The organism is Dietzia sp. B19 (genome assembly GCF_014145155.1).
GTDB lineage: Bacteria > Actinomycetota > Actinomycetes > Mycobacteriales > Mycobacteriaceae > Dietzia > Dietzia natronolimnaea.
This window is the reverse complement of the sequence record NZ_JAALED010000231.1, coordinates 1-4,758: the sequence shown is the minus strand read 5'-3', so window position 1 is coordinate 4,758 and position 4,758 is coordinate 1. Positions and strand designations below refer to the sequence as shown.

Genomic DNA, 4,758 nt, shown 5'->3' with positions numbered 1-4,758 from the left:
ACCCGGGCTCGGACGCGGCGGCCGCCTGGAGTTCCCGGATCAGGTCCCGCTCCGAGGCGGCGGCGACCGTGAGACCGCCACCGCGGTGGGGGGACGCCGCACCCGAACACGTCGACCCGGCCAGGTCCGGATAGCGGGGGCAGTCCTCGGGCCCGTACGGCATGGGGTCGGAGAACGACGGGACCGCCGTGATGGTGAACCGTCCCGTGGAGAACGCCGCCTCCCCGGCCTCCCCCATGGGGCGCATGGCGTAGAGGGTCCGGATGACCCCGTGTGGGTTCCGGGCGGTCCGGTCGAACACCACCCCGGTGTCGTCGACCAGTCGGATCGCACCCGTCACGGTCCGGTCGGCCATGTGCGCGCCCGACCCGGTGACCGCCAGGCCCGCGTCGAGCAGCCGGCCGAGCGAATCGGGGCGGTCCACCACGATCTGCGAGAGCCGCGTCGCCTCCTGCAGGGTCTCGAGGATCACCGGGCCGGCCGCGGCCAGGTCCTCGGCGAGGTAGGCGAGGGCGGAGGACGCACCGGCGGTCTCCTCCAGCGCGGGCGACAGGTGCTCACCCGCCCGGTCCACGTCCCCGATGACCCTCCCCAGCATCTCGCCCCGGCCGTCGAGGGCCCGATCGAGTGCGGTGAGCGTGACCTGCAGACGGTCGGGTTCGATGGAGACCAGCAGGTCGCTCGCGCGGGTGAACACGTCGTAGAGGAGCACGGCCTCCTCGGAACGGTCGGCGGCCAGGACGTCTCCGCTGTCGAGCCCTCCGGCGGGGCGCGTCGTCCCCGGCTCGCCCGGGGTCACCAGGTCCAGGCGCACGTCCCCGAACAGTGTCCGCGGGACCGCACGGACGACGACGTCGGAGGGGATGCGCTCCGCGTGCTCCGGGGCGATCAGCATCTCTATCCTCGTGCCCGGTTCGTCGTCGTCGCCCGAACTGTCACCTGACACGACACCGATGGACGACCGCACGTCACCCACCTTCACCCCGAGGTGATGGACGGGGGCGTGGACCGGGACCCGGCCCGCCTCCGAGGGCAGCACCGCCGTCACCGTCGCCCCCGGGTCGAGGACGCCCGCGCCCCGGGCGACGAGGAACCCCGCCAGCACCACGGCCACGACACTCGCGACCAGCCCGCGGACCGCCAGCGTCCGCTCGGGCGTCGGTCCCGCCACACGCCGCCTCACGTGATCCCCAACGCCGGGACCTCGGGCACCAGGCCCCACAGGGCGAAGGTGAGCACGATGTCGATGAACCCGATGAGGAGGATGCTGGTCCGCAGCGCACGGCCCGCGGCCCGCCCGACGCCCTCGGGGCCGCCCGTCGCGTGGTACCCGTAGCTGCAGTGCACGAGCACGATCACCAGGGCGAACACCACCGCTTTGATCAGCGAGTAGAGGACGTCCTCGGGACCCAGGGTGATGTGGAAGAAGTAGTCGTACGTGCCCGCCGAGCCGCCGTTGACGTGCACCACGACCACCCGCGTGGCGATGTACGTCGCCACCAGTCCCACGGCGTACAGCGGCACGATGCAGATCATCGTCGCGATGACCCGGGTCCCGGCCAGGTAGGGGATGGTCGGCACGGACATCGCGTCGAGAGCGTCGATCTCGTCCGAGATGCGCATCGATCCCAGCCGGGCGGTGAACCCCGTGCCCACCTTGGCGGCCAGGGCGATGGAGGCCACGACGGGCGCGAGTTCGCGCGTGTTGGCCATCGCCGAGAGCATCCCGGACAGGCTCGTCATGCCGATCAGGTCGAGCCCGCGGTAGGTCTCGACGCCCACCATGATCGCCGCGACCGCCGACATCGCCAGCACGATCCCGATGGTTCCGCCGCCGGCGATCAAGGAGTTGGAGCCGAAGCCCACGTCGACGACCTCTTTGACGACCTGCCTGCGATACCGCACCAGCGCGGTGGGCAGCGTGAGGATCACCCGGCCCGCGAAGCTCACGTGGCGGCCGACCTCCGCCATCCCCGACGAGGCCCGTGCCAGGACCGCGGCGGGCCGGGACGCCCGGACCTTCTGCACGGCGCTGGTGTCGGTCACCCGGAGCGAGGTCACGTCAGTACTTCCCGACCGACGGCACGACGAGCCCGTAGACCGCCGACAGGACGGTGTTGATCACGAACACGGTGACGAAGGCCAGGACCACCGTCTCGTTGACCGCGTCCGCGACACCGCTCGACCCGCCGCTGGCGTGCAGTCCCTTGAACGTCGCGATCAGGGCGGAGACCACGGCGAACGCGACCGACTTGGCCATCGCCATCCACAGGTCGGACGGGCGGCCGTACGCGCTGAGCGTGGACAGGAACGCCCCGGCCGACTCCCCCTGGCCGTACACCTGATAGATCAGACACGCGGTCACACCCATCGCGGTGACCAGGGCGCACATCACCAGGGAGACCAGCACGGTCGCGATGACGCGGGGCACCACGAGCCGCTCGATCACGTCGATCCCCATGACCTCCATGGCCTCGACCTCCTCGCGGATGGTGCGGGAGCCCAGGTCAGCGCAGATGGCCGACCCGCCCACCCCGGCCAGCATGAGCGCGCAGACCAGCGCCGACGCCTGCCCCACCACGACGAAGGCCACGACGGCGCCGGCGTAGCCGGCCGCCCCCAGTCTTCCCGCCAACTCCCCCACCGACACGGCGACGAGCACGCCGACCGGCAGCATCAGCAGCAGCGCCGGCACCGAGCACACCCGGGCGACGAACAGGGCCTGGTCGCGGGTCTCGGCGAGCGAGAGCCGCCCCGTGGCGACCGTGCGCACGCAGCTCAGCAGGGTGAACACCGAGTAGCCGACCAGCGATCCGACCTGACCCGCCAGATCGACCACCGGGCCTCGGCCCGCGGGGAGTTGGAAGACCATGTCAGTGGTATCCGGGTTCCGACGTCGACTCGGCCGCCGGGTCAGACACCCGTGGAGCCGTGCTCCGAGCGGAGCGCGCCCTTGACCACCTTGCCGCTGGCGTTGCGCGGCAGCTCCTCCACGTGCACGAGGTGCTTGGGCAGCTTGAAGCCGGCCAGTTTGTCGCGCAGCCACCCGGTCAGCTCGTCGAGGGTGATGTCCGCGCGGCCCTCCTCCTCGTGCTGGGCGACCACCGCGACGGGCACCTCGCCCCACTTCTCGTCCTTGCGACCGATCACCGCGACCTCACGGATCCGGGGGTGGCCGGCGATGACGTTCTCGACCTCGGCGCAGTATATGTTCTCACCGCCGGAGATGATCATGTCCTTCTTGCGGTCCACGACGTAGACGAAGCCCTCGTCGTCCATCCGGACCAGGTCACCGGAGTGGAACCAGCCACCCTCGAAGGCCTCCGCGGTCTCCGCGGGCTTGTTCCAGTAGCCGGACATGGTGGTGGGTCCGCGGTAGACGATCTCGCCCACCTCGCCGGGACCGACCGGCTCCCCGAACGCGTCGATCACACGGGCCTGCAGGGTGGGGATGACCTTGCCGACCGACCCGAGCTTGCGGATCGCGTCGTCACCGTCGAGCGCACAGGTGATGGGGCTCATCTCGGTCTGGCCGAACACCGCGCAGTTGAGGGCGTCCGGGAACGTCTCGGACATGGCGCGCAGGATCGTGTCCGTGGACGGGGCCGCACCCCACGAGATGTTGCGCAGCACGAGCGTCCGCGGGCGGGCCTTCTGCTCGGCGCAGACGGCCTGCCACTGCACCGGCACGAGGAAGACGCTGGTGATCCGCTCCGCCTCGAGGGTGTCGAGCAGGGCGGACGGGTCGAAGGCCTGCAGGGGGTGGACCACCGTGACGCCGCCGAGCTGGAGACTCGGGGCGATCGAACCGAGCGCCGCGATGTGGAACATCGGGGCCGCGCACAGTGCGCGCCCCTCCTCGTCGAAGAGCCGGAACACCCGGATACAGGTCAGGGACTGGGCGGTGAGGTTCTCGTAGGAGAGCATCGCGCCCTTGGGCCGACCCGTGGTGCCCGAGGTGTACATGATGAGGGCGGTGGAGTCCTCCGGGACGTCGACCGGCGGATGCGGTTCGCCCTCCTCGGCCAGCGCGTCGGCGAAGGTGGTCTGGTCCTCCGTTCCGGACTCGCCCCCGATGACGATGTGGTCACCCGGCTCCTCACCCTGGGCACGGATCGCCCCGACGAGCGGGGCGAGCAGGGCGTCGGTGACGACGACCTTCGGCGCGCAGTCGCTCACCAGGTAGGCCAGCTCGGCCGGGGTGAGGCGGAAGTTCACCGGCACCGCGATGGCACCCAACCGGTTGATGCCGAGCACCGCCTCGACGAACTCCGGGTTGTTGAGGGTGATCAGCATGACCCGATCACCCCTGGCGACCCCACGACGGGCCAGCGCGTCGGCGAAGAGACCGCTGCGCTCGTGTAGCTGCGACCAGGTGGTGGTCTGGCCGAGGTAGCGCAGCGCCTCGCCGTCGGGGTTCATCTCGGCGTGGGTGGCCACCCACGTGTTCCAGTGGTTGCGACGGGCGGCGTGGAGTTCCGCGACGGGGTCCATGGTGGCGGTGGTCATGATTCGGCCTTTCGTGGGCGGTGAGGGTGGAGGACCGGGTCAGGAGAATTCGGGGCGTCTCTTCTCGAGGATCGAGGCGACCCCTTCGGCGAAGTCGTCGGACACCAGGAGCTCGCACTGTCCCTCGTGCTCGCGGGCCAGCGCGGCGTCCAGCTCGGCGAGTGTGGCCCCGGTGACCGACTTCTTGGTGAGTTCCAGCGCGCGGCGGGGGCCGCGGGCCAGCCGGCGGGCGAGCGTGGCGGCGGCGGG

The 4,758-nt window shown here is 71.1% G+C and carries 4 protein-coding genes and 1 pseudogene; all 5 read right to left on the bottom strand.

Going from position 1 to position 4,758, the window contains the following annotated elements; genetic code table 11:
• Positions 1-1,171, bottom strand: a 1,171-nt coding sequence (locus tag G6020_RS07715) for an MCE family protein (RefSeq protein ID WP_182610221.1), incomplete at its 3' end; no start/stop codon positions are given.
• A gap of 8 nt (positions 1,172-1,179) precedes the next feature.
• A complete protein-coding gene (locus G6020_RS07710) occupies positions 1,180-1,971 on the bottom strand; it encodes an ABC transporter permease (protein ID WP_182610222.1) in 792 nt (263 codons plus the stop codon).
• Positions 1,972-2,062: 91 nt separating this feature from the next.
• Positions 2,063-2,872 (bottom strand): ABC transporter permease, encoded by an 810-nt coding sequence (locus tag G6020_RS07705; protein WP_182610220.1) that lies wholly within the window; start codon positions 2,870-2,872, stop codon positions 2,063-2,065.
• Between the two features lie 41 nt (positions 2,873-2,913).
• On the bottom strand, positions 2,914-4,509 hold the full coding sequence (gene fadD5 / locus G6020_RS07700) for a fatty-acid--CoA ligase FadD5 (RefSeq protein ID WP_182610219.1): 1,596 nt from the start codon (positions 4,507-4,509) through the stop codon (positions 2,914-2,916).
• 39 nt (positions 4,510-4,548) lie between these two features.
• Positions 4,549-4,758 (bottom strand): annotated as a pseudogene (locus G6020_RS07695) (enoyl-CoA hydratase); the annotation flags it as partial.